The organism is Thermogladius sp. KZ2Tp1 (genome assembly GCF_051131135.1).
GTDB lineage: Archaea > Thermoproteota > Thermoprotei_A > Sulfolobales > Desulfurococcaceae > Thermogladius.
Genome location: NZ_CP151274.1, coordinates 1,304,322 through 1,326,527, shown reverse-complemented (window position 1 = coordinate 1,326,527; position 22,206 = coordinate 1,304,322). Strand labels below are relative to the sequence as shown.

The following is a 22,206-nucleotide window of genomic DNA, read 5'->3' as shown; positions in this document are numbered from 1 at the left end:
TTGAGGGAGGAGCACAAGATCAAGTTCTACAACGGCCCAGCTCCTAGAGGCCACGTCGCGAAGCTGCTTAGGTACTTCTCGGAAGCCCTCGGCGTGGAGGCCAGCGAGTTCTTCAACCCCCATAGGCTCGAGGAGACCTGCTTCGGTGCCGTCTGCGTGCTGTACGAGGCTCGGGCCACAGCACCCCGCACCTTGTTCTCGGGCGACGCGTTGGCCGTCGTGGTGAAAAGACACGTAGTGCCGACTCCGGCGCTCTACGAGAAGGTCTTTGAAAGGTTCGGGCTGGTAGCCGCGGTCAAGGCGTCCGAGCAAGGGGTGAAAGCGTTCCTGTACGGGAACGACCTCCTCCTCGAGAGCGTCCTGGAGATCTACCCACCCGTCGACAGCTACGTGGCAGTCGTTGACGGCGTAGACGGGCTCGTGGTCGGTGTAGCGAGGTGGGACACAGGGTCAAGGGTTTTCAGGAACATCTTCGACGTAGGCCTCTACTTGAGAGGATTTGGATAGCTGCTTTAGGTAACGTTTTTTAAGTTTTAGACTTAATAAATTGAGTTCAGACCCTGGTTCAATTATTTGAAAGACGGTTGCGAGGTTTGTTATGCCAAGAAAAATGAAAGTGAAAACGGTCTACGGGCTGACGATCGACCTAGTAATCGACAAGGCGGAGAAGGACAAGGTCTTTGTCGTCCTGCCGGACGGTAAACAAGTTGAGATGAAGGTCATTAAACACGACCCTGACAGGGTCATTCTGGACTACGACGGGGTATACTTCTCCATACTACTGGCAGGCGAGCACGCGTACATCAACACCCAGCCCCTCCTCGTGAGCAGCATCTCGGAGATCTACGAGGCGCCGGTAAAGAGGAAAGTATCCGAGGAGGCGAAGCCCGTAGAGCCGGGCGGTAGGGTTATCAAGGCCCCCATCTCCGGGAGGATAGTGGAGGTCAAGGTGAAGAAGGGGGACAGGGTCAAGCAAGGAGACGTCGTCGCGGTAATGGAGTCCATGAAAATGGTGATCGAGGTAAAGTCCCACCTGGAGGGCGAGGTTCTAGAGGTGCACGTTCAGAGAGGGCAGGCCGTGGGGAAAGACGCTCCTCTAGTCACGTTGAAGTAGTCTACAACGGTATGTTGGAGTGCTTCTTCGGAACTATCCCGACGTACTCCTCCCTCTTCCTCTTCACGAAGTCTAGAGCCGTCGCGATCTTGAACCTCGTCTCCGCAGGGTCTATGACGTCGTCGACGTAGCCGAGCTCCGCTGACAAGTACGGGTTGGCGAAGATTCTCCTGTACTCCTGGGTCTTCTCCTCGTAGAACTTAGCGGGGTCGGGCCTCGTCTCGGCCTCCTTCCTGTAGAGGATCCTCACCGCGCTCTCCGGGCCCATGACGGCGATCTCCGCTGTGGGCCAGGCGTAGGTGATGTCGGCGCCCAGCGACTTACTGCCCATGGCAATGTAGGCGCCGCCATACGCCTTCCTCATGATCACGGTTATCTTTGGGACGGTCGCGTCAGCGTACGCGTGGAGGATCTTGGCCCCGTGCCTTATAATCCCGCCGTGTTCTTGGTCTACACCGGGCATGAAGCCGGGTGTGTCCACGAACGTTATAATAGGCAAGTTGAACGCGTCGCAGAACCTTACGAACCTCGCGATCTTGTTAGAGGCGTCAATGTCTATGACCCCTCCCTTCTCGGCCGGCTGGTTCGCGACAACGCACACGCTGTGCCCTCCCACCCTGGCGAACCCCACGACAGCGGACTTGGCGAACTCGGGCTGTATCTCTAGGAACTCCCCGTTGTCAGCCACGCTCACCACGACCTCCTTTACGTCGAAGGGCTTTACGGGGTCTGTAGGGACAACGGCGTACAGGTTGTCCAGCCTCCTCTCAACGGGGTCCTCCGTCGGGATATACAGGGGCTCCTCGTTCGAGTTGCTCGGGAGGTAGGACAGTAGCTTCCTCGTCAGCGCGAAGGCCGTCTGCTCGTCGTCCGCGACGATGTGGGCCACACCGCTCTTAGTGGCGTGGACGTGGGCCCCGCCCAGCTCCTCGAAGGTCACCTCGACGCCCGTCGCCGCCTTGACCACCTCAGGGCCGGTGATGAACATGTATGCCTGCTTAACCATGACGACAAAGTCCATGAGAGCGGGGCTGTACGAGGCGGCGCCGGCGCACGGCCCCAGCATAACTGCTATCTGGGGTACCACACCGCTCGCCTTGACGTTGGCCGCGAACAGCAAGCCGGAGCTGTGTAGGCTCGCCACCCCCTCTTGGATGCGGGCTCCACCCGAGTCGTATAGGCCTATCACCGGTGCGCCGTACCTGACCGCCATCTCGATCAGGTGGGCTATCTTCTCTCCGTGGACTTCGCCTATGCTACCCCCGAAGACTGTGAAGTCCTGTGCGTACACGAAGACAGGCCTACCGTCGACCCTTCCGTAGCCAATTATGACACCGTCCCCGTAGATCTTCACCTTGTCCATACCGAAGAACGTGCTGCGGTGCGTCCTGAGCCACTGTATCTCCTGGAAGCTGTCCTTGTCCAGCAGCAGGTTCAGCCTGTCCCTGACCCAGAGCTTCCCCTTCTTGCGCTGCGCCTCTATCTTGTCCTGCCCGCCCCCGATCACGCTCCTATCTCTAATACCTCTGAGCTCGTTTAACAGGTCTTCGTGGCTTTTCGACATCACTTCGTCCTCCTCAGTACGCTGATCGCCGTGATAGTCCCAACACCACCGATGTTGTGAGCAAGCGCGATCTCGGGCGACGACGCCTTGTAGCCCGGGAAGTCCCCTCTCAACTGGAGGTAGGCCTCGGCGACCTGGTACACGCCAGTTGCCCCGACAGGGTGCCCCCTCGCCTTGAGCCCACCACTGAAGTTCACCTCGGGCTTGTCACCCTTGGCGAACCTGCCCTCTCTCCAGAGCTTCGGTGCCTCCCCCTTAGGGGCAAAGCCGATATCCTCCAGGGCGAGGAAGCCCGTTATGCTGAAGGCGTCGTGAACCTCTGCGTAGTCGACGTCTTTAAGGGAAATGCCGGCGCGCTTGACGGCCTCACTCGCCGCCGTGACAGTCGACTCCATTGTCAAGAGGTCTCTCCTCGAGGCCAGGTCGACGCTGTCGGTGGCCATAGCCACAGAGGCCAGCTCTACCAGGACGTCCTTACCCGTCTTCTTCGCGACTTCTTTCGCCCGCTCCTCGCCTCTGACAAGGATCACTACTGCAGCGCCGTCTCCTATAGGGGAGGCGTCGAATAGGCGGATCGGGTCGGCTATTAGTGGGCTGTTGAGGATGGCTTCGAGAGTCGTCTTTCTAGGGAGCTGCGCGTACGGGTTGTAAGACGCGTACTCGTGCATCCTAAGCGGCCAGTAGGCGAAGTCCTCCCGGTTGTATCCGAACTTCTCCATGTAGTACCTCATTACCATGGCGTTCAGGCCCGTGAAAGTTGCCCCGTAGATCAGCTCGTACTGAGCGTCTGAGGCCTGGGCGAGGGCCTTCGTGGTCTCGCTCGTGACGCCCTCCGTAAGCTTCTCCACGCCTCCCACAGCGACGACGTCTGCTAAACCCGACTTCACGAGCGCGTAGCCTGTGTACACGGCCGCCCCGCCGCTACCGCAGGCTGCCTCTACTTTGAAAGCGGGCAGACCTCTGAGCCCGGCGAAGTCCACTAGGAGAGGCCCTAGGTCGTCCTGCTCCATCAGCACGCTGGACGTCATGTTGCCCACAACGACCGCGTCCGGCCTCAAACCCCCGGCGTCCTCTATCGCCTTCCACAGGGCCTCGGAAAACAGGCCTCTAGCACTCTTTTCGAAGAACCTGCCGATCTTGGTCATCCCGGCGCCCACAACGTAAACTTTTTCCAAGGTCCCACCTGTGCCTGAATAGAGGATTCCCCTTTTGGTATATAAGGATAAATTGACTCGCTTGAAAAAAGCCTACCTACTAGTTGCCATGCCGTTTAAAAACGCAAACAGACCAATTTTCCAACGGGGTTGAGATACGAGCGCTCTGGAGTACGACGTAGTAAGGTATACTGTGAGAGTTGCGCTGAGGCTCAGCGTCGACGACTCGACGGTGAGCGTTAGAGACGCCGCAAGGGTATTGAGGTTCCTCAGAGAAAACCCCGACTACCTTGTCAAGGTCAAGAAGGGGATGCTGTACTGCGGGGTCTGCGGGAGGGGGCCGTTCACTAAGAGGGGCCTTTACCTCCACTTGACCAGGGTTCACGCCGAAGAGATCGCGCGGGCCGTCAGGCAAGCCCCCGAAAGCCTGCGTAAGCTCTAGGGATCGTAAGCTTTAAGGATACGGAAAGCTCACCTAGTATAGCGCTGGAGCTCTTTCTGTGTGGTGTCCCAGATGGTTAAGTGGGCTACAGTACTGGTCATACTTGCGCTACTAGTCTCGCTCCTCTACACCTCGCTCGCCTTGTACAGCGAGAAGAGCGAAGTCGACAGACTCACGCGAGAAAACGAGTCCTACTCCGCACTCTTGAGCAGCCTGAATAAGACGCTTGCGGAGGTCTCGGCGGAGTACTCCAGCCTACAGCTACGCTACAGAGAGCTAGAAGGCCGGTACAACGCGACCTACGCAGAATACCAACAGGTGGTGGCCTGGCTCCAGGGCAACGCATCCTACTACAAGCAGTTGCTAGCGGAGTACGAGCGGGAGGTCGAGCTACTTAACAGAAGCCTGGTGAACAACATAACCTACTACGAGAGCCTTGTCAGCGCACTGAGGGGCAATCTGAGCCACTACGTCGAGTTGGCTGGGAACCTGAGTGCCGAGCTTGAGATTGTGAGGTCGTGGCTTGCCGGGAACCAGTCATTCTTCCTCGACCAGCTCCTCCTCGTGAGCGACGAGCTACACTCTCTCAGGGCAGCGGTCTCGCAACCCCTCGGCGTACCGACACTGATCAGCAGCAACACGAGCTACGTGAACTCGTTCATCACACTAAACGTTAAGTTGGCCGGCAGTCTCGACCTGGCCCTCCCGCGGGACAATCTGATAGATGCCTTAGTCAATTACACGCTCGTGAACTTCTACTACCAGTACGACCCGGTAGTGCTGAGGGACTACTGGAAACCCGTCAACGAGACACTGATCGACAGGGGTGGGGACTGCGACGACTTGGCGTTGTTCGTCTTCTCCTACCTCTACTCTAGGGGCTACAACTACACGTACCTGGTGGCTTTCGAGAGCCGGGGTTACGGGCACGTAGCCGTGGTGACCTACGCTGGCGGTGCCTGGTACTTGATAGACCTCGCCGGCGACTGGTTCAACGGGTACAGCTGGTTCTTGAGGATCGACCTCGCCCGGGTGGCCTCCACCTACACAGTGAGGGTACCGCCACTCTCTGTCCACCCAGACGTCAAGGCCTGGTTACTCTCCAACGGGTTCGCGAGCCTCGTAAAAGTGAGGAGCAACTACGCCCCGTCCTCCGGCGACATCGCCTCGATCATGAGGTCCTGGAGCAGTTACTGGGCCTCTCTTGGCTACCCCCAGTACAGGTTCTACCTCGTAGGCTACAGCGTATACTATACGTCGAGCGATGTAGGCGACGTAGCAGGCTACCTGAGCAGCTTGGTTTCAGGCGGGGGCTAGCTCCTCCCTCTTACCCTCCCTCTTAGTTGTAGACCTGTCACGACGAATTCGCTGTTGTAGACCTTGAAGGCGAGCACGTTTACAGCAACCACTTCTGCTAAGCTCGAGGCAAGAGCCACGTAGAAGTACGTGTAGTCTCCAATGGTACTCGACAGGCTCAGCAACAGCGGCATCGGGGCGACCGTGAGGCCCGAGACTACGGAGGTGAGCGTGTTGAGGCCCAGCCCGGTGAACTGGACTATTATGGCGAGCCCGAGCATAACCATCGTAAGCGGGGTCACAATTATGCCGGCAGTCCTCTCGTCGCTGACCAGGCCCCCAATGACCACACCCAGACCGCCTGAAAGAAGTGTGCCCAGTACCGCTGTGACCAGCATGAACAGTATCGTGTTCAGGTCGATCACTTGAGACGTAGCGGGGTAGCTCACACCCGCGGCTTGGGGGGTTAGCTGGCTTGAGAGAGACATGCTGAAGAGGGACACGAAGAGACTGCCGAATAGCACGGCCCCCATTATGACGGCCGCTACGATAGAGGCTACGATCTTAGCCAGCGCTATGTAAACCCTCCTAACAGGCTGCGACAGGAGCAGCTCGAAGGCCTTCTCAGCCTTCTCCACGGCGCTTGCTTGAGTGGCGAAGCCCATAGTGAAGGACATAAGTATTGCGACGACGAAGGTCGATGCTATACCGAACCCGATGTCGGTGTTCACCCTTCCGTAGTCGAGCACCCTCCCTTCGTACACTATCTTTATGTCTAGACCGACTGTCGTGTTGCTGTAGAAGTTTATAGTAGTGTTCGACCTCAAAGCCGCCAAGGCGTACCTGAGCGCCTCGTTGAAAGAGCCCTGCAGCAGTAGGGGTGGTAGAGAGCCTATGCTGGTGAGCGACAGGGAGCCGAGAGGCGTGTACGTGACTAGCCTGGGAGTCGAGTTGAGGGCCTCGCTGCCGAAGCCTCTCGGTATTACAACTATTGTGCTGAAACCAGGTAGCTCAGAGACGCCTGTGACGAGTCTCACCCTGCCGTTCAGCGTGTTGTTTAAGTAGGCTACGAAAGCCCTAGACAAGGTCGTGTTGTCCTCGTCTACAACCCCGATTACACCTGTATTCTGGTTGACCACCGACCTTATCCCCGTGTTCATGAAGGAGCCTAGGGATACGTAGAAGAGGGGTATCACTAAGAGCGCTACGAGGAAGCCCGGGTTCTTGACGATGGCCTTCACTTCCCTCTTGAGGAGGGACCTAAACACCATGGTGCTTCACCGCCCTCAGGAACACCTCCTCGAGGTTGGAGGCCGAGTAAGCGGATTTAAGCCTTTGTACCTCCCCTTCCGCTATCAGTTTTCCCTTGTATATGATCCCTACCCTGTCGCACAGGTTCTCCACTTCGAGCATGTTGTGGCTGCTCAAGATCACGGTGATGCCCTCTCGCTCCCTGTACCTCTTGATCAGCTCCCTGACAAACATGCTCTTCTCCACGTCTAGGCCCGAGGTGGGCTCGTCTAGGACGAGAACCCTGGGGTGAACGGCCAGCGCGACGCTCAAGGCTAGAATCCTCTTCATGCCCTTACTGTACTTCTTCACCGGCTCCTCGATGAACTCGCCTAAGTCGCTTATCGATATCGCCTCGTCGATCCTCTCCTCTAGCTCCCTCCCCTTGAACCTTATCGAGAGCATGAACTCGATGAAGTCGTAGCCGGTGAGGTCTCTGTAAGCCCCCGCCTCCTCGGGGAGGTAGCCGATCATGCTCCTCACAGCCATCGGCTGGCGTACCACGCTGTAACCCTCCACGAGAACGTCGCCGCTGGTCGGCTTAAGCAGAGTGGCGATTATCCTCAGCGTAGTCGTCTTCCCGCTGCCGTTCGGACCAACCAGCCCGTAGATCTCCCCCCTCTTAACGGTGAAGCTCAGCCCGTCGACCGCGACCACTCCTCCCCGGTAGACCTTTCTAAGATTGCTAACAACGACGCTCTCGCTCATTGTACCAGCCGGTCTTCCTCGTAAGCGTCTATCACGCAAAGCATTTAAAATTAGATGTGTAGTCACGACTCACGGGGCTGTACTCGTGGCGCGGATCGACGCCGTGATAGCCGGTGTGAGGGTAGGCGACAACAGCCCTGTCAGGCTCATGGGCGTGGTCAACGTGTCCCCGGAGTCCTTCTACAAGGGTAGCGTGAAAGCGAGTGAGGGGGAGCTCATCAGAACCGTCGAGGCGTTCTTGAAGAGCAGCACCGACTTCTTGGACATCGGCGGAAGGTCTACAGCACCCTACCTTAAGACGGACGTACCGCTCGAAGTGGAGCTGGAGAGAGTCGTCTGGGCCGTGAAACTCGTCAGGGACGTGTTCGGCGACAAGATCCCGATATCCGTCGACACCACCAGGTCTAGGGTCGCGGAGGAGGCCCTGAGGGCCGGGGCAAACATAATAAACGACGTCTCTGGCCTGCGCGAGGACCCCAGGATGGCTACTGTGGCGAGAGATTACGGTGCGCCGTTGATCGTCGTTGCCAGGGTACCTTCGTACAGGAGCGGCGTCAGCCCGATCGACCAGGTCATTGAAGCGGTTAAAGACTCCTTATCCAGGGCCGTGGATAGCGGCGTCGACGAGAAGGCAATCGTCGTAGACCCCGGTATTGGGTTCAACAGGTTCCAAGAACTGCCATGGTACGTGTGGGACTCCATGGTCCTAGCCGAGCTAGAGAAGATGAGGGCGCTCGGGCGGCCCATCCTGGTCGGCGTGTCCAGGAAGTCGTTCATAGGAGAGGTAACGGGCCGTAGAGACCCCGCTGAGAGGCTGTACGGTAGCCTGGGCGCGACCGCGATCGCCGTATACAACGGGGCACACATCGTAAGGACCCACGACCCGGCGGAGACGCTTGACGTCGTCAAAGTTGCGTCCTTCATCAGGCGCCTCAAGAGCCAGTATACCTCCTGGTAGACGTGGACTCTCGTAGGCGTCGTCCAGGAGACCCCGGCGCGACAACAGCGACAGGAGATCTACTCGTCAAGGGACGTTATTTCACTCATTATCTCCTTGTACGACGGCGGCTCTCTCCTCGCAGGGACGATCTCGATGTAGACGTGCTTGAACCTAGGGTCGGCCTCCTTGACCCTGCTCTCAATAGAGTTGGCCAGCTCCTCTGCTCTCCTCACGTCCATGTTCTCGTCCACCTCTACCTCCAACACGAGGAGGTACTCGTCCTCGGTCAACATGGCCGCCTTGAAGACGTTCACGTCCTTGACTTCGCGGAGGGAGAGGACGCTGTTGAGCACTTTAACCAGTACGCTTTTCGGCGGTGCGTGACCGGTCAACACCCTGTAGAATCTGTAACCGATGGAGAAGGATATCGCGACTACGACTCCCGTTATTATTATGCTGCCTATCACGTCCACCAGGCCTGACCCCGTGTAGAGGGCTATGAAGGAGATGATCCCCACGAGGGTGTCTGCCAACGAGTCCACCATTGTGCTTTTGGCGACCGGGTCTGTGTTCTCCCTCGCCAGGTAGTAGGCACTGTAGAGTAGGGGCACGGTGTTCAGGAATGTCGAGGCCAGGACTGCGTGGAGCGAGATGGGTGTAGAGTACACCTCGGACACCCTGCCGAGAGACGATACTACCCTGTTTACCGCGAATCCTAGTATCGAGCCCGAGAAAATCATCAAAGCGATAAGGCTAGTCGCGTAAGACCTCCTCTCAACCCCGAACGGGTACTCGAGGGTTCTACGCACCCTCCTCAGCCCGACCATCATTGCTATGAGCCCAACAGTGTCCGTCAACTCGTTCAGCGCGCCTATTTGGACGCTGATAGAGCTCGAGAAGAACAAGCTTACTACGAACAAGACGGTAGAGGTCGAGTTGAAAACAATACTCAGCTCGACCGGATTCAAACTAGGATATCCACCTATGTTGATATATGGGGTTGGAACCGGGCCTTATAAAACTAGTGGCCAAGGTACTTTTCTCTCAAGTACTTCAGGAGGTACTCTACGTTGTACTCGCTGCCAAGCGCTCTCCTTAGAAGCTCCTTCGGCGGGTAGGTGCTCCCGAATCTGTGCACCCGGTTTCTCTGCCACTCCTTGATAGCGCTGAGATCCCCTTTCGTCACCTTCTCTCTCAGGCCGACTTCTCTCTCCATGGCGTACATCATCTGCGCCGCTACGATGTTCCCGAGAGTGTAGGTGGGGAAGTACCCTATAGAGCCCATGCTCCAGTGGATGTCCTGGAGAACACCCTCGCTGTGCCTGCCCGGCCTGACGCCGAGCAGCTCTTCCATGTAGTTGTTCCACAGCTCTGGGAGGTCTTCTACCTTCACCTCACCCGTTAACATGAGTTTCTCGAGTCTCGCTCTCAACACGATGTGCATGTTGTACGTTACCTCGTCCGCCTCCGTTCTAATGAGGCTCGGCCTTACTACGTTGAAGTACAAGTAGACGTCCTCCGGAGTGTACTTCTCTATGAACGGGAGGTGCTTCTTCAGCACTGGATAGATCAGCTCGACGAACTCCCGGCTGCGCCCAACGATGTTCTCCCAGAACCTGCTCTGCCCCTCGTGCACGCCGAGGCTGGCCCCCGTCGCGATAGGGGTGTACTTGAGGGCGGGGTCTATCTGCAGCTCGTAAGTCGCGTGCCCGAACTCGTGGACTGTGGATAGCAGCGACCTCTTGAAGTCGAACCCCTCGTACCTCGTGGTTATCCTGACGTCGTCCAGCCCGATCTCGATCGTAAACGGGTGGGCCGACACGTCGAGCCGGGCCCTCTCGCCCAGCGGGTAGCCGAGCATCTTCAACACCTCGCTGTTCACGGCCTCCATCCACGCCCTCTCGTACTTCACGTCCTCCAGCGGGTGCTTCTTGGGGTACCTGCCCTCTGCTTCGACCTTCCCGAGTATTCTCTTTAGCTCCGAGGTCAGAGGCGTCAAGATGTTGTCGACGTCCCTCGTCGTCAGACCCTCCTCGTACAAGTCTAGCAGCGCGTCGTAGGGGTGGTCCCTCCATCCGAGGCAGTCAGCCTTCTCCCTGGTCAGTTTCACGATCTTCTCCAGGTACGGCTTGAACTTGTTGAAGTCGTCGGTCTCCTTAGCCGCCCTCCAGGCGTGCATGGCCTCCTGCGTCGTCTTCTCCAGCTCCGCCAACAGCCGCGGGGGGATGGCCCTCATGATCCTTATCTCCCTCGCCAGAACCCTCACGACCCCCCTCTCGTAGTCGTTGAGACCCTCGATCTTCTCGGCTCTCTCGACCAGCTGCGTGAACTCGGGGCTGAGAATGAGTTTTTGGGCTAAGAGACTCAACTCGGCTCTAGCGACAGCCCTCTCCTCCACTCCTCCCCTAGGCATGTAGGTCTCGCTGTCCCACGAGAGGAGGGCCTGGGCGTGGCCTATTGCCCATATCGCCCTGTACTTCTCGAGGATCTCCTTCACGACCTCGTTTTCGAAAACCAAAGAGCCCACCAGTCCTCTTTAACTTGGGCGACAATTTAAAATTCACCGTCGGCCAAATAATAGAGTAGGTCGCACACTCGATGAGCCCACCGGTCGTCATCCTCGCGGGAGGTCTGGGCACGCGGCTCAGGCCCCTAACGGAGGTCCTCCCCAAACCCATGGTACCGCTCGGCGGGAAGCCTCTGATAGCCCACCTCGTCGAGAGGTTTCAGGAGATGGGGTTTCACAGGGTCTACATCGCCGCGAACTACAAGGGGGCCCTGGTCAAGGAGTACGCCGAGACAGCGGGGTTGCCCGCCGAGGTCAGGATACTCGACTCGAAGGACACCATAGACGGTGTAAGGCTCATAGCCGAGGAGCTGGGGGACGAGGTCGTCGTCTCCATGGGAGACTTGGTGACGAGCATCGACGTGGGCGACCAGTACAAACTCCACCGCGAGGCGGGCGCGGACGCGACCGTATCCCTGACCAGCGTGGACAACCCGCTGCAGTACGGGCTCGTGATGGTGGACGAGAGCAAGAGGATACTTTTGTTCACGGAGAAGCCTGTAAGTCTCGAGGTCTACCTCCTCAGCCTCGCCTTCTACAAGACGAAGGGTGCGAGCTCCTACAGTAACCTTGTCAACGCGGGCATCTACGTGCTGGGCGACAATGCTATGAAGCTGATAATGGCTAACAAGTCCCTGCTAGACTTCGGGAGGCACTTGTTCCCCCTCATGGTCGAGGAGGGCTACAGGTGCTACGGGTACGTTACCCCTCCGGGCGTCTACTGGGAGGACATAGGGACGATAGAGAAGTACAAGAGGGCTATGTGGGACGTGATCAGCGGGGGCGTCCCCGGCTTCAAGTTGAACGGCGAGACGGTGTCCAGCGGGGTGCACGTACACAAGACCGCGGACGTGAGGGGCGAAATACTGCCACCGGTCTACATTGGCGAAGGCGTAGTTGTAGAGGAGGGGGCTGTGGTAGGCCCGTACGTGAGCTTGGAGGGGGGTAACTTCGTCGGGCGGGGTAGCCGCGTGGAGAACTCTATACTGTGGCGGAGAGCGGTCGTCGGCCGCAACACGTACGTCAGAGAGTCTATATTGTTGAACGACTCAGTTTTAAGTGACGGTGTGAAGGTTGTCGACTCCGTTATCGGCTCGGGTAACAAGGTCGCCGAGGACGTTTTCTCGAAAGTCCTACCCAACAAGGTGGTCTAGGTGCCCCAGTTCTACGACAACAGGATAATAGGTGTCCCGAACAGGGACTTCACGCCGGACGAGGCTGCGAGGCTAGGGGAGCAGTTCGGCTCCGCGCTGGGCAAGGGCTCCTTGGTAGTTAGTGGGAGGGACTACAACCCAGCGTCAAGGATGTTGAAGAGGGCCTTCACCTCCGGGCTCATGAGCGTGGGAGTAGAGGTAATGGACTTCCACGAGTCGCTCAGCGGGGAGATCTCTTTCAGCATAAAGAGGTTCGGGGCCAAGGGTGGCTTCCTGTTCACGACCTCGCACTCCGTGAAGGACTCCATTATGCTAAAGCTGTTCAAGTCCCCCGGCTACGAGCTACTCGCGAGCAGGTTGAGCATCGGGGAGTCGGAGGTCAAGAGGGTTGGGCTGGGCGAGATAGGCTGGGTCATGTACTCGGAGTACATCCACAAGCTATACGTGTCGGCCCTCCTCAGCTTCGTTAAGGTCGACGAGATCATTACGAGGGGGTTCAGGGTCGTAGTCCACACCGCGTACTCACCCGCCGACACTATAGTGCCCGACGTGTTGAAGGCTCTGGAAGTCGACTACGTCCTCCTACACAACGTCAAGGCCAAGGCTTACGAGTCGATGTACCCGTTCACTAAAGAGCTCGAGAGAGTGGCCGACATAGTCAGGGCAACGGAGGCCGAGATAGGCGTTGTAGTGAACAACGACGCCTCCTCGCTTGTAGTTCTGGACGAGAGGGGTAGGATACTGCTGCCAGAGGAGCTGATGATGCTGATAACGCTCAACGCTCCCAGGGGCTCGCAGGTCATAGCCGAGACAAGAGTGCCGGGGGTCTTCAAAGAGCTCCTCGCCTCGAGAGAAGTGTCGGTAGCGGAGGTCGGCAGTGAGGAGAACTTGATCGACGCGATGTACAAGGCGAGGCCTTTCATAGCGCTCAGGCACACTGGACACTTCGCCGTACCCCTATTCAGCCTAGGCTACGACGCCCTCATAACGCTCGTTAAACTCCTCGAGTCTCTCGCCTTCGCGAAAACGAGGCCCTCGGCACTCGTGGACAAGTACAGGTCAAGGGCCTACGCAGAGGTGGGCAGGTTGAAGGCGGAGGAGGTCGGGGCCGCGAAGCAGGGTCTTAAGCCCACGATATACGGTTTCTCGGAGTACACGCGGGAGGTCCTGCGCTACCTGGTTTTCAACCCAGAAGACCAGACGTACTCGCTCCTGGAGGCCAGGCTCTAGGGTCACATATAAACCGGGTTTTCATCATACCGATAACTGGGTTCTAGGCGGTCGCATGCTGAGAGTAGAGGACCTCACAGCGAGTTACGGCCTCGACAGCGGCCCGGTGGTCAAGAGCGCCAGCATAGAGCTGGGAGACGGGGAGGTCGCCCTGGTCACCGGCCCCTCGGGCTCGGGCAAGACGACGCTAGTCCTCGCGATCACCGGCGTCTTAAAGCACCTCCTCAACGGCCACGTCACGGGCAGGGTCTCGCTAGACGGCGTAGACCCGCTGGACCCGCACGGCTTCCGGAGAGTCCCCCTGGTGACCGGCGTGGTGCTGCAGGACCCCGACAGGCAGATCGCGATGCCTACACCGCTCGACGAGCTCGTCTTCACACTCGAGAACGTGGGTTACGAGACCTTGGTGGCGGTCGAGAAGAGCAAGAAGGTGCTGGAGTTCTTCGGCCTCGGCGCGAAGGCAAGCGAGCACGTCGAAAACCTCTCCCTCGGCGAGAAGAGGAGGCTAACGATCGCTTCGGCGGTTGTCCACGACCCAGGCCTCTTGATACTCGACGAGCCCACCGCCAGCCTGGACCCGTGGGGGGTGAAGAACGTGGTGAACTTCGTGGACAAGGCCAGGAGGATGGGGCTCTCAGTCCTTCTAGTGGAGCACAAACCCCTGTTCTTCCGAGACTTGGCCGACAAGACCTACAGAATCGAGCGGGGTGTGCTGGTGGACTCCCCGCCGCCCCCCGCAGGCCTTCCTGTTCGGCGGTCAGCGAGAAACAGGGAGGGAGGCGAGTCGGTCCTCGAGGCCGAAGACCTGGTCGTAGGGTACGGTGAGCCCGTACTGAGAGCGGACAGCATCCGCGTGGGGAGGGGTGAGGTGGTCGTGGTCGCCGGCCCGAACGGGTCGGGTAAGACGACGTTGCTGAAGACCATAGCCGGCTTCCTCAAGCCGCTATCCTACAGGAAGGTGAAAGCGAGGAGGGCCTTCTACGTGCCGCAACATCCCGACTTCACGTTTATACACAGGACTGTCGAGGGCGAGCTGAGGGACGCGGCGAGGTCCGTGGCATTCGGCGAGCTCGCCTCCATGTACCCGTGGTTCGACCAGGTCAGACGCAGGAACCCGTTCACCCTGAGCCACGGTCAGCGGAGGTGGCTCGCCAACCTCGTAGCCTACGGGTACTCCAGGGACTTAATTCTCCTGGACGAGCCCAGCACAGGCCTGGACGACGTGATGTTCGGCGAGCTTGTGAGGGCTGTGAGGGCGCTGGCCGAGAGGGGTGCTGGGCTACTGGTCTCGACTCACGACCCGAGGCTACTCCTGGAGCTGGCCGACAGGGCGTACTTCGTGGATGGGGGGCGTTTGAGAGAGGTCGACCCGGTCTGGCTCGGGCTGGAGATGTTAAGGGCGGCGGGTGTGAGGCTTGGCTAGGCCCTCTGCATCCCTCGGCTTCCTAGTAGCCCTCGGGCTATCACTAGCGGCCTTCGTCCTAGAGAACGAGGCCGTCCTCCTCGCCCTGTCACTGGCCTGTTTAGCCGCCTCGTTTAAGAGGCTTAGGAGGGTCTACTGGGTGTACGCCCTGTACGCCGTCGGGTTGACCGGTGTATTCGTGAACGCGGTCTTGTTCAACAACACGGGGAGCACCGTGTTCCACCTCCTCGGCTACCCGGTGAGGAGCGGCGCAGTAGAGGGCTTCGTGAGGGTGTCGCTCAGGCTCCTCCTCATAGCTGCCGCTGGCTCCTGGTTCATCACCGAGTACACACCAGTCGAGGTGGCGAGGGGGCTCGAGAGGGAGCTGGGAGTTCCCAAAGGGGTCGCATACGCGGTAGCCTACGCTTTCAGGCTCATGCCCCTCGTTGCGAGGGACTACAGAGAGGTCGAGTTCGTGAGGAAGGAGAGGGGGAAGAGGGCCGTCCCGGTCACCCCGAGCGACCTGGCAAGCATAACAACTCCACTCCTGCGAATAGGCTACGAGAGGGCGTTGTGGACAGGTATCTCAATGGAGTTACGGGGCTTCAGTCTGAGGAGGGTCAAGCGGGAGTTCAGGCTTCTATACCGCTGAGAACGTTGAGGCCGTGTGGAGCCGTACGGCGGGTTCTTGTCGTCGGGTTGTGTGTAGCGAGTATGTGAAAGTATATTTGGTGAACCCAGTCAAATATCAAATTAAAGTCGTGGTGGAGTCGATGGAGGCACGAGTGTCTTTAGCAGTAATAGCTATTGTCATAGTCGTTGTGGCAGCTATAGGTATCGGCCTTTACTACCTCACAACCTACTCTATCCCTAAACCAACCGCTACACCAACCACGGCCTTTACTTCGCCAACTTCAACTATCCCTACAACAACTACGCCGCCGTTAACAACGTCGCCGGCATGCCAAAACATCCCTGACAAAATCACAATCGGGATGTCTATAAGCTTGAGCGGGTCGTTCGCCTTGACTGGTCAGCAGGGGCTATGGGGGATCAAGGCTGCGATAGACTGGGTCAATAACGTCTACGGCGGGGTACACATATGCGGTAAAACGGTGAAGCTAGACCTCAAGTACTACGATGACCAGTCCAGCAAGGACCTAATCCCCAGCTTGTACGAGAGACTAATCACGGTGGACAAAGTCAACTTCCTGTTCGGCCCATACGGGTCGCCTCTTACCATAGCGGCTGCCCCTGTAGCTGAGAGGTACGGGATGCTGCTCGTGAGCTGGATGGCCAACAGCGACAAGCTCGTGCAACAGGGCTTCAAGTTCTTTGTCATGGTCCCCGCACTCGCGAGCACTTTGTGGCACACCGCCCTTGATATGGTCCACACTCTTGACCCCAACGCTACTGTGGCGATACTCTACAAGCAGGACGAATTCAACACCATGGTAGCCCAGGGAGCCTACTCGAAGGCCCAGCAACTCGGACTTAGAGTAGTCTACTTCAAGTCCTACCCAGTCGATATTACCGACTTCACCCCCCTATTCACCGAGTTGCAGACCACACACCCCAGCGTTATACTGATATGCTCGCACGAGAGGGACGGCATGCTCGCTATGCAGCAGTTGATACAACAGAATATAAACGCCAAGCTGATCGGGATAGCAGTCGCGGCATCCCTCCCACAGTTCTACCAGAACTTCGGTAAGATGGCCGAGGGGATCATCGACGGTACGCACTGGACACCCTACGTGAAGTGGTCTCCTGAGGTAGCCAAGCAGATGGGCTACGAGTGGTTCGGCCCGACCGAGCAGGAGTTCCTACAGCTCTTCCAACAGGTCGCCGGCCCGGGTAACCAGCCGTCGTACCACGCCGCAGCGGGTTTCGCCGCGGTCCTGACGCTCGTCAAGGCCATTGAGCTGGCCCAGAGCCTAGAGCAGAGGGCCGTCAGGACCGCCTATAACGAGCTCAAGTTGATGACGATCTACGGTCCGTTCCAGATCAACGCAACAAACGGCGCGCAGATCGGCCACAAGATACTTGTCGGTCAGTGGCAGGCGGGGAAGTTCCAGGTAGTGTGGCCACCTGCCGCAGCCTCATCGAAGCCTGTCTACCCGATACCAACATGGCAGGAGAAGGAGGCTGGCGCACTGGCTACTCCCACCCCGTAGGCCTTTTTTATCCGGACCACCTAAACTCTAAATAGAGTTCGTTTAGAAGTGGGATTTTAATGACAACGTTACTAGACTTATTGACCTTCAACATCGTGTCCGGGGTGATGTTGGGGCTTCTCTACGGGCTGGTAGCCCTGGGCTTAACGTTCGTCTACGGAGTTCTCAGGTTCGTCAACTCCGCACAGGGTCAGTTCCTCATGCTGGGGGCGTACATCGCGTACTGGATGTTCGCATTGTACGGCATTTCACCGCTAGACTCTATCCCCGTAGCCGCGGTGATAGGTGGTGCTCTAGGCTTCCTGATGTTCTACGGGTTTGTGAGCAGGTTGTTGAACACGCCTCCGATCTACACATTGATCGCCGCTTACGCCGTCTCGATCATCCTGGAAGAGAGCACTAAACTGGCCTGGGGGCCAACCTACAGAGGTTTCATATACGACATAGGCTCTGTGACATTTCTCCACTTCACAGTGCCCCTACTTAAGGTTGTAGGGGCGGTCCTCAGTCTCGCGATGATCTTGGGGATGTACGTACTACTGTACAAGACCTCGTACGGTAGAGTCATAAGGAGTGTGGTCCAGAGCGACGTTGGGGCTATGCTCTGCGGGATAAACACATCGAGAGTCTACGCGGCCGCCTTCTCCCTGGGTATAAGTCTCACGGTCCTGAGCGGGGTTCTTCTCACCTACTACGTCTCAAGCGGGATAAACCCCTACATGGGTCAACCCTACACCGACATTGCGTTCGCAATATCGGTGCTAGGGGGTCTCGGTTCCCCTGAGGGAGCTCTCGTCGGGGGTCTCATATACGGTGTCGTCGAGATCCTGTCCTTTACGGTATACTCTCTAGTACCCGGCCTGAGCGCTTACGCTCTGAGTAGGTTCACCGACTTTGTAATACTAGTGCTAGTCCTACTACTCAGGCCTCAAGGCTTATTTGGGAAGAGGTGATACGTGTGAGGCCCCGTGGAAACCTCTCGCTGACAGCGGGTCTCCTTCTCCTCGCATCGCTTCTTGTACTGAGGATTCTTCTCCCCGCCTATTCTCAGCTCGTCTTCCTCATAGTGTTCTACGTCGTCCTCGGAATAGCGTTCAACATCTTCACAGGCTTCAGCGGGTACGTTTGCTTCGGCTACTCCGCGTTCATAGCCCTTGGATCTTACGGAATGGCCCTGGTGTTCAAAGAGCTGGCGGCGAGTACTGTCAACATGTTCGTTGTGATAGCAGCCGGTTTAGGTATGGCTGCGCTACTAGCTACAGTACTCGCGATCGGGATAGGCGGCGTCTCTCTTAGGTTGAGGGAGATCTACTTTGCGATCGCGACGATCGGCCTCAACAGGGCGGTGAGGTTCTTCATAGAGGGCGCTAACGTATGGGGCGGGGCCGAGGGGTTGATCATAGCTGGCAACATCATTGTCAACTACGGGGACAAGGCTTTGTCGTTCGTTTCCATCGACTTCGCCGACTACACGTTAATCGCCCTAGGGGTGATCACGTTTGTCCTCTCCTACAAAATATCGCGGTCGAGACTAGGCTACGCCCTGCTCTCGATCAAGGAGGACGAGGACGTCGCCGAGGCTATGGGGGTTAACACTACTAAGTACAAGCTAGTCGCGTTCACTATAAGCGCCGTCCTAGCCGGTTTTCTCGGGGCTATAAAGGTCTTGAAAGACCAGGCCGTCTACCCCCCAGACGCGTTCTCCCTGACTCTCACCATCGAGGCGATTCTTATCACGCTGATAGGCGGGAGTGGTACCGTGATAGGCCCCGTCGTCGGCGGCCTCGTGTACTCGGTGATGAAGTACTTCCTGACAGCATACTTCCCCGGACTTCAGCTGCTGATCCTCGCCCCCCTGCTAATTATCATCGTCGTGGTCTTCCCTTACGGCTTCATAGGGTGGCTACGGTTGAGATATAGGAGCCTAAGGGAAGTCTTGATCTAGGGTGGAAGCGTGCCCCGAAGAGAAGTATTGATTGTCGAGCACGTCTCCAAGTCTTTTGGCGGTATCAGGGCCCTGGTCGACGTGAGTTTCAAGCTTTACGAGGGCGAGAGCATCGCTATAATCGGCCCTAACGGGGCGGGCAAGACGACATTGTTCAACGTCATCAACGGTATCTACCAGCCCGACTCAGGTCGGATAATCTTCGAAGGGGTAGACGTCACCAAGCTACCCCCGCACAAACGGGCCCAGATGGGCTTGTCGAGGGCCTTCCAAATACCCCGACCTTTCCCCTACCTGACAGTCTTCGACAACGTAATGGTCAGCGCCCTATTCTCACCAAAGAAGCTCGGCGTGGACCAGGCCAGGACTGAGGCTTTAAGCACCTTAGAGCTCGTTGGTCTAATAAGAAAGAAGGACGAGCTGGCGGCGAACCTAACGGCCCCCGAGAAGAAACTGCTCGAGCTCGCGAGGGCGCTCGCGAAACAACCTAAAGTCCTCCTACTAGACGAGATAGTGGCTGGAATGCCCCCCGCTGAGGTCGACAGGATCATGAAGCTCGTCAAGGAGGTTGCCGACCGAAAGGGCATATCTTCGGTAGCGTTCGTCGAGCACGTGATTAGGGCCGTACAGCACGTGGACAGGGTCCTCTTCCTTTACCAGGGGAGGATACTGGCCGAGGGTCCACCACGCGAGGTCCTCGCAAACGAGTTGGTAAGGAGGGTCTATCTTGGAGAGGTCGTCTAACGGGTGTTCGCCGTGCTAAGGTGTGAGAACATCGTCTCCGGCTACGGGGACACTCAGATCCTATGGGACGTGAACCTTCACGTCGAGAAAGGCGAGATAGTAGCAGTGCTAGGCCCTAACGGAGCAGGCAAGTCTACACTGCTGAAGACGATTATGGGGATTGTAAGACCCTGGCGTGGCAGGGTCTACTTCGAGGGAAGGGACATAACCCCCTTACCCGTCCACGAGAGGGTCAAGCGAGGTCTCAACATGGTCCCTGAAGGGAGAGCGCTCTTTGGGGACATGACAGTGTACGAGAACATCGTCATGGCGTTGAACGCGCTACCCAAGGACAGGAGACGGGTTGACGACGTACTGGAGCTCGTCTACAGCCTCTTCCCAGTGTTGAAGGAGCGGCTGCAACAAAAGGCTAAAACGCTGAGCGGGGGCGAGCAGCAGATGCTCGCAATTGCGAGAGCATTGGTGACAAAGCCCAGAATGCTACTCCTAGACGAGCCGACGCTGGGGCTTAGCCCCAAGCTGTCTATGGAAGTGATCAAGACGGTGAGCAAGCTCAGAGAGGAGCTCAATCTAACGATTCTGGTAGTCGAGGAGAAAATAAAAAACGCGCTAGAGGTCTCGGACAGGGTCTACATTCTCAACGAGGGGCGCATAGTTAAGGAGGTCCCGAGGCCGGAGTTCCAGCGCGAGGAGGCTCTCCTCGAGAGCTTCCTGGGCCTGTAACGGGCCTCACTCTGTGACAAGGCTGTTGATGAACTTGTTCACGTCGTCGATACCGTTCTCCTCCAGGAACTTTTCGATACCTCTAACGACCTCTAGCATCGCCCTCGGGTCCACGAAGTTAGCGGTACCGACCTGTACAGCCTTGGCACCCACGAGCAGGTACTCGAGGGCGTCCTCGGCGGTCATAACCCCGCCGCTCGCTATTACTGGTACGTCTACAGCCCTAACCGTCTCGTAAACGGCCCTCAGGGTCAGGGGCTTGATCGCGGGGCCCGAGTAGCCCGCCACGACGTTGGCGAAGACGGGTCTCCTCGTCTTCAGGTCCACGGCCATAGCTCTGTAGGTGTTGCCTACCGTCAGGGCGTCGGCGCCGCTCTCGACAGCGGCTTTACCCATGGCCGCGATGTCCGTTACGTCGGGCGCTAGTTTGACTATGACCGGCTTGTTGGTCTTAGAAGCCGCGAGCCGCGTAGCCTCCCTTATACAGTCCTCGCTGAGCGCGCAGCTCCTACCCCCCTTCTCGAGGTTGGGGCACGAGAGGTTGACCTCGTAAGCCCTTATCAGGTCGCCAGCGGTTTCGAGGACCTCTATGACCGTAGCGTACTCGCTCGGCGTGAAGCCCGCTACGCTCGCGATGAAGACGGCGTCCCTGTACTTCTTCAGGGCCGGGGCCTTCTCCTCGACGAACGCTTTAGCGCCTACGCTCGGTATCCCTATCGAGTTGAGGAGCCCGCAGGGGACCTCGTGTATCCTGGGGGGCGGGTTGCCCTCTCGCGGCTCTAGTGTGACGCTCTTCAACACCACCGCTCCCAGCTGACCCGGGTCGACGAAAAGCTCGTAGGCCACCGGGTCGTAGGTGCCCGAGGCGTTCATGACCGGGTTCTTGAGCGTCAAACCGGCTATCCTGACACTCAGCTTAACGCCCACTCCACTACACCTCCAACTCCCTCACGTCGAACACAGGGCCGTCTCTACACGCAAGCTTGTAGCCGTGGACCGTCCTCACCACGCAGGATAGGCACGCACCCAGCCCGCAGCCCATCCTCTCCTCTACGGAGGCGTACGCTTTGAAGGGGGTTTGCTTCAGTAGCCTGATCAACCTCTTCGACCCGCACGTGTAGACCGCCGAGGGGTTCTCCTCGAACAGGACCCTCCTGACGTTCTCCAGGCTACTGGTGCCTTCCTCGTCGTACAGCACGTAGACCCTGGACGAGAATCCCTCGACGAGCTTGTTCCCAGTGGCGAGGTCCTCTCCACGCCCTCTGAAACTGCCCACGGTGACCACGCTACACCCTGCCTCTCTCAGCTTTTTACCGAGGTACGTGAGCGACGCGAGCCCTACACCCCTCGCGAGGAGCAGCGCCTTACCGGGGCAGTCCAGGGGGAACCCCCTCCCAAGCGGGCCGAGTACGCTGACAACGTCGCTCTCCCGTAGCTCGGCCATCGCTCTAGTACCCCTACCGGTCACCTTGTAGAGGATCTCCAGGACCCCCCTCTCCTCGTCGTAGTCGTAGACCGTGAAGGGTCTCCGCAGCAACACCTCGCGGCCGTCTACCTTCACCATGACGAACTGGCCGGGGTCCACCCGGCCTAGACTGCAACCGCCCAGCACGAGGCGCTTATACCCCCGCGCCACGCCAGTGTTCGACACCACAAGACACTCGGCTACTCTCACGAGCCGAGACCTCAGGCGCGCTTAACTATCCCTACAATTTGGACACCCATATAACGCTACCGACAACTGCCGTAGTGTCTCA

General features: G+C 58.1%; 22 protein-coding genes. 14 read left to right on the top strand and 8 right to left on the bottom strand.

What is annotated here, in order from left to right; all coding sequences use genetic code 11:
* On the top strand, positions 1-507 hold the full coding sequence (locus WLZ34_RS07235; protein ID WP_434731354.1) for a hypothetical protein: 507 nt from the start codon (positions 1-3) through the stop codon (positions 505-507).
* Between the two features lie 91 nt (positions 508-598).
* Entirely contained in the window at positions 599-1,114 is a 516-nt protein-coding gene (locus tag WLZ34_RS07230; RefSeq protein ID WP_434731353.1) for a DUF2118 domain-containing protein, read from the top strand.
* A gap of 1 nt (position 1,115) precedes the next feature.
* On the opposite strand, the gene WLZ34_RS07225 is transcribed toward WLZ34_RS07230, so the two are convergent.
* Together WLZ34_RS07225 and WLZ34_RS07220 are read right to left on the bottom strand one after the other, a co-directional pair.
* Positions 1,116-2,678, bottom strand: coding sequence for an acyl-CoA carboxylase subunit beta (locus WLZ34_RS07225; protein WP_434731352.1), 1,563 nt, complete (start codon positions 2,676-2,678; stop codon positions 1,116-1,118).
* Positions 2,678-3,853 carry a thiolase domain-containing protein gene (locus WLZ34_RS07220; RefSeq protein WP_434731351.1) on the bottom strand — a complete coding sequence of 392 codons (1,176 nt, stop codon included), beginning with the start codon at positions 3,851-3,853 and terminating at the stop codon, positions 2,678-2,680. Before WLZ34_RS07220 ends, WLZ34_RS07225 begins: the two co-directional genes overlap by 1 nt.
* Positions 3,854-4,025: 172 nt before the next feature.
* Between WLZ34_RS07220 and WLZ34_RS07215 the strand changes: the two genes are divergently transcribed.
* Both WLZ34_RS07215 and WLZ34_RS07210 read left to right on the top strand, forming a co-directional pair.
* Positions 4,026-4,274 carry a hypothetical protein gene (locus WLZ34_RS07215; protein ID WP_434731350.1) on the top strand — a complete coding sequence of 83 codons (249 nt, stop codon included), beginning with the start codon at positions 4,026-4,028 and terminating at the stop codon, positions 4,272-4,274.
* A 72-nt stretch (positions 4,275-4,346) separates the two neighbouring features.
* The gene (locus tag WLZ34_RS07210; RefSeq protein WP_434731349.1) at positions 4,347-5,591 is read left to right on the top strand and encodes a transglutaminase-like domain-containing protein; all 1,245 of its coding nucleotides are present in this window, start codon (positions 4,347-4,349) and stop codon (positions 5,589-5,591) included.
* On the opposite strand, the gene WLZ34_RS07205 is transcribed toward WLZ34_RS07210, so the two are convergent.
* Together WLZ34_RS07205 and WLZ34_RS07200 are read right to left on the bottom strand one after the other, a co-directional pair.
* Positions 5,588-6,841 carry an ABC transporter permease gene (locus WLZ34_RS07205; protein WP_434731348.1) on the bottom strand — a complete coding sequence of 418 codons (1,254 nt, stop codon included), beginning with the start codon at positions 6,839-6,841 and terminating at the stop codon, positions 5,588-5,590. The genes WLZ34_RS07210 and WLZ34_RS07205 overlap by 4 nt on opposite strands.
* Positions 6,831-7,568: an ABC transporter ATP-binding protein gene (locus WLZ34_RS07200; RefSeq protein ID WP_434731347.1), complete on the bottom strand. Its 738-nt coding sequence runs from the start codon at positions 7,566-7,568 to the stop codon at positions 6,831-6,833. The genes WLZ34_RS07205 and WLZ34_RS07200 overlap by 11 nt, the downstream gene beginning before the upstream one ends.
* A gap of 85 nt (positions 7,569-7,653) precedes the next feature.
* Here WLZ34_RS07200 and folP point away from each other — a divergent pair, with 85 nt between their 5' ends.
* Positions 7,654-8,526, top strand: a complete 873-nt coding sequence (folP, locus tag WLZ34_RS07195) for a dihydropteroate synthase (protein WP_434731346.1) — start codon at positions 7,654-7,656, stop codon at positions 8,524-8,526.
* A 59-nt stretch (positions 8,527-8,585) separates the two neighbouring features.
* Here folP and WLZ34_RS07190 read toward each other — a convergent pair whose 3' ends face one another.
* Both WLZ34_RS07190 and WLZ34_RS07185 read right to left on the bottom strand, forming a co-directional pair.
* Positions 8,586-9,476: a cation diffusion facilitator family transporter gene (locus WLZ34_RS07190; protein WP_434731345.1), complete on the bottom strand. Its 891-nt coding sequence runs from the start codon at positions 9,474-9,476 to the stop codon at positions 8,586-8,588.
* Between the two features lie 53 nt (positions 9,477-9,529).
* Positions 9,530-11,026, bottom strand: coding sequence for a carboxypeptidase M32 (locus WLZ34_RS07185; protein ID WP_434731968.1), 1,497 nt, complete (start codon positions 11,024-11,026; stop codon positions 9,530-9,532).
* 80 nt (positions 11,027-11,106) lie between these two features.
* Here WLZ34_RS07185 and WLZ34_RS07180 point away from each other — a divergent pair, with 80 nt between their 5' ends.
* From WLZ34_RS07180 to WLZ34_RS07140, 9 genes are all read left to right on the top strand, one after another.
* Positions 11,107-12,228 carry a sugar phosphate nucleotidyltransferase gene (locus tag WLZ34_RS07180; protein WP_434731344.1) on the top strand — a complete coding sequence of 374 codons (1,122 nt, stop codon included), beginning with the start codon at positions 11,107-11,109 and terminating at the stop codon, positions 12,226-12,228.
* Positions 12,229-13,458 carry a phosphoglucomutase gene (locus tag WLZ34_RS07175; protein WP_434731343.1) on the top strand — a complete coding sequence of 410 codons (1,230 nt, stop codon included), beginning with the start codon at positions 12,229-12,231 and terminating at the stop codon, positions 13,456-13,458. It begins immediately after the preceding gene.
* A gap of 55 nt (positions 13,459-13,513) precedes the next feature.
* Entirely contained in the window at positions 13,514-14,881 is a 1,368-nt protein-coding gene (locus WLZ34_RS07170) for an ATP-binding cassette domain-containing protein (RefSeq protein WP_434731342.1), read from the top strand.
* The gene (locus WLZ34_RS07165; protein WP_434731341.1) at positions 14,874-15,512 is read left to right on the top strand and encodes an energy-coupling factor transporter transmembrane component T; all 639 of its coding nucleotides are present in this window, start codon (positions 14,874-14,876) and stop codon (positions 15,510-15,512) included. The genes WLZ34_RS07170 and WLZ34_RS07165 overlap by 8 nt, the downstream gene beginning before the upstream one ends.
* 268 nt (positions 15,513-15,780) lie before the next feature.
* Complete coding sequence (locus tag WLZ34_RS07160; RefSeq protein ID WP_434731967.1) at positions 15,781-17,037, top strand: amino acid ABC transporter substrate-binding protein; 1,257 nt, start codon at positions 15,781-15,783, stop codon at positions 17,035-17,037.
* 59 nt (positions 17,038-17,096) lie between these two features.
* On the top strand, positions 17,097-17,990 hold the full coding sequence (locus WLZ34_RS07155; RefSeq protein WP_434731340.1) for a branched-chain amino acid ABC transporter permease: 894 nt from the start codon (positions 17,097-17,099) through the stop codon (positions 17,988-17,990).
* Between the two features lie 5 nt (positions 17,991-17,995).
* Positions 17,996-18,982: a branched-chain amino acid ABC transporter permease gene (locus WLZ34_RS07150; RefSeq protein ID WP_434731339.1), complete on the top strand. Its 987-nt coding sequence runs from the start codon at positions 17,996-17,998 to the stop codon at positions 18,980-18,982.
* A gap of 9 nt (positions 18,983-18,991) precedes the next feature.
* Positions 18,992-19,726, top strand: coding sequence for an ABC transporter ATP-binding protein (locus WLZ34_RS07145; protein WP_434731338.1), 735 nt, complete (start codon positions 18,992-18,994; stop codon positions 19,724-19,726).
* Positions 19,727-19,729: 3 nt separating this feature from the next.
* Positions 19,730-20,449 (top strand): ABC transporter ATP-binding protein, encoded by a 720-nt coding sequence (locus WLZ34_RS07140; RefSeq protein WP_434731337.1) that lies wholly within the window; start codon positions 19,730-19,732, stop codon positions 20,447-20,449.
* Positions 20,450-20,455: 6 nt separating this feature from the next.
* On the opposite strand, the gene WLZ34_RS07135 is transcribed toward WLZ34_RS07140, so the two are convergent.
* Both WLZ34_RS07135 and WLZ34_RS07130 read right to left on the bottom strand, forming a co-directional pair.
* Entirely contained in the window at positions 20,456-21,376 is a 921-nt protein-coding gene (locus WLZ34_RS07135) for a dihydroorotate dehydrogenase (protein WP_434731336.1), read from the bottom strand.
* A 4-nt stretch (positions 21,377-21,380) separates the two neighbouring features.
* Positions 21,381-22,124: an FAD-binding oxidoreductase gene (locus tag WLZ34_RS07130; RefSeq protein ID WP_434731335.1), complete on the bottom strand. Its 744-nt coding sequence runs from the start codon at positions 22,122-22,124 to the stop codon at positions 21,381-21,383.
* Between the last annotated feature and the right edge of the window lie 82 nt (positions 22,125-22,206).

Coding starts and splice junctions, on each gene's coding strand:
- WLZ34_RS07155 (WP_434731340.1), top strand. CDS start 17,097: ATGACAACGTTACTAGACTTATTGACCTTCAACATCGTGTCCGGGGTG.
- WLZ34_RS07200 (WP_434731347.1), bottom strand. CDS start 7,568: ATGAGCGAGAGCGTCGTTGTTAGCAATCTTAGAAAGGTCTACCGGGGA.
- WLZ34_RS07170 (WP_434731342.1), top strand. CDS start 13,514: ATGCTGAGAGTAGAGGACCTCACAGCGAGTTACGGCCTCGACAGCGGC.
- WLZ34_RS07205 (WP_434731348.1), bottom strand. CDS start 6,841: ATGGTGTTTAGGTCCCTCCTCAAGAGGGAAGTGAAGGCCATCGTCAAG.
- WLZ34_RS07210 (WP_434731349.1), top strand. CDS start 4,347: ATGGTTAAGTGGGCTACAGTACTGGTCATACTTGCGCTACTAGTCTCG.
- WLZ34_RS07180 (WP_434731344.1), top strand. CDS start 11,107: ATGAGCCCACCGGTCGTCATCCTCGCGGGAGGTCTGGGCACGCGGCTC.
- WLZ34_RS07230 (WP_434731353.1), top strand. CDS start 599: ATGCCAAGAAAAATGAAAGTGAAAACGGTCTACGGGCTGACGATCGAC.
- WLZ34_RS07225 (WP_434731352.1), bottom strand. CDS start 2,678: ATGTCGAAAAGCCACGAAGACCTGTTAAACGAGCTCAGAGGTATTAGA.